3 protein-coding genes are annotated in these 1828 nt (G+C 63.2%); 2 read left to right on the plus strand and 1 reads right to left on the minus strand.

Annotated features, from left to right (window positions below; genetic code table 11):
- Positions 1–788 (minus strand): Ku protein (locus tag EN780_RS33260; protein ID WP_128276380.1); only part of this gene is annotated, 788 nt, incomplete at its 3' end.
- A gap of 363 nt (positions 789–1151) precedes the next feature.
- Between EN780_RS33260 and EN780_RS33265 the strand changes: the two genes are divergently transcribed.
- Positions 1152–1298, plus strand: a complete 147-nt coding sequence (locus EN780_RS33265) for a hypothetical protein (protein ID WP_128276381.1) — start codon at positions 1152–1154, stop codon at positions 1296–1298.
- A 179-nt stretch (positions 1299–1477) separates the two neighbouring features.
- Positions 1478–1828 (plus strand): DCC1-like thiol-disulfide oxidoreductase family protein (locus tag EN780_RS33270; RefSeq protein WP_128276382.1); only part of this gene is annotated, 351 nt, incomplete at its 3' end.

Genomic DNA, 1828 nt, shown 5'->3' on the forward strand with positions numbered 1-1828 from the left:
TTGCCCGCGCCTTCCGCGTTCAGGCTCTTCTTCAGCGCATCGAAGAGGTTGACGACATTGGACGGCTTCGGCGGCGCCTTGGCCTTCGGCGCCTTCCTGCCGGCCTTCCTGGCGCGGATCAGCTCGAGCAGGGCATCCTCGTAGCGGTCGTCGAACTTCGACGGATCGAATTTTGTCCCCTTCCGGTCGATGATGTGCTCGGCAAGGTCTATCATCTCGTCGTCGGTCTTGACCGACTTGATATCGCCAAAGACGCTGTCGGGCTGGCGCACCGTGTTGTCGTAACGAAGCGTGGTCAGCACCATGCCCTTGCCGAGCGGCTCGATCACCACCGGGCGTTCCCGCTGGTAGAGCACGATGCGGGCGAGGCCGGCCTTCTTCTTGCCCGCCATGGCGTCGCGGATGACGGCGAAGGCCTCCTCCGACACCTTGTCCGCCGGCGAGACATAATAGGGCGTGTCGAGGTAGATCTGCCGGATCGAGGCCTTGTCGACGAAGCCGTCGAGGCTCATTGTATGCGAGGATTCGATCTGGACGGCCTCGATCTCGTCTTCCTCGATATGGATGAACTCGCCGTCCTCGAGCTCATAGCCCTTGATCTCGTCGCCTTCCTCCAGCGGCTTGCCGGTCTCCGCATCGACATAGATGCGCTTCACCGTATTTCCGGTCTTGCGGTTGAGGATGCGGAAGGAGACCTTTTCGGCGTGGGTGACGACGTTGGTCAGCTCGATGGCGCAAGTGACCAGCGACAGCTTGAGATAGCCTTTCCAGGCCGGGCGCGGCGCCATGACGAACTCCGTGAGCGGGGTGGTTCAACCGAGAACGGGCAGAGCCCGCTCCGGTTCCGGGAGACAGGCCGCTTCCAGACAGGGCCCTGACTTGGGCCACGCACGGAAATTTCGCCGAGGCGCGCGCGGTTGAAACAGAACCGCGTCCGAACGACATCGAGACGAAACATATGTGATGCAAAAGTCACATTGGGCAAAATGCCGGCAAATGGCTCTGAAAGACCCCGAATCAGCCGCATTCCGGCCACGAAGCAGGGCATTTCGGACCAGAAATTAACATCACGTTCACCGACTATTCACGCCTCGACGCTATGATGCCCGCAATTCGGACGGGACATCCGAAATCGGGACAGGGACAGGGAAATGAAGTTCTGGACCCACATTGCCGGCTATGCCGCCGCCATCCGCGAATTCGTCGCGCCGACCTATCGGCCTGAGCGCTATTACATGCGCGGCCCAGGCCCGGCCTGCGCCCGCCGCGGCAACTCGCTCGGCATCAGCGCGCACTGATCATGACGCTGGAGAGCCGTCATGACAGCCGGATCTGCAAACCGGCCGACAGCCATCGCGCAACCACCTATCGCGCCGAGCGCCCCGCGCTGGCCGATCGGCGGCGTGCGACAACGCCACCGCTTTGACGCCGCCGCCGGCTGGCTTAGTGTCTGACGACACCAGCAGCCGGGGCCGACATGATTGACCTGCCCGAACCGAAGCGTCCCCTTCCTCCGCCGCAAGCTTACGATGCAACCCAGCCGCTGATCGTCTTCGACGGCGTCTGCGTGTTCTGCTCGGGTTTCGTGCGGACGGTGGTGCGGTTCGACCGCCGGAAGCGCTTCCGCTTCGCTACGGCGCAGTCGCCGTTCGGCGAAGCGCTGTTTCGCAACCACGGACTGGCGACCGACAGCTACGATACCAGCCTCACCCTGATCGACGGAAAGGCTTTCACCCAACTGGACGGCTTCATCGCCGTGATGGCCGAGCTTGGCTGGCCATGGCGCGCGGCGAAGGTTTTGCTCGCCCTGCCGCGGCCGCTGCGCGAC

Source organism: Mesorhizobium sp. M4B.F.Ca.ET.089.01.1.1, assembly GCF_004022605.1.
GTDB lineage: Bacteria > Pseudomonadota > Alphaproteobacteria > Rhizobiales > Rhizobiaceae > Mesorhizobium > Mesorhizobium abyssinicae.

Coding starts and splice junctions, on each gene's coding strand:
- EN780_RS33265 (WP_128276381.1), top strand. CDS start 1,152: ATGAAGTTCTGGACCCACATTGCCGGCTATGCCGCCGCCATCCGCGAA.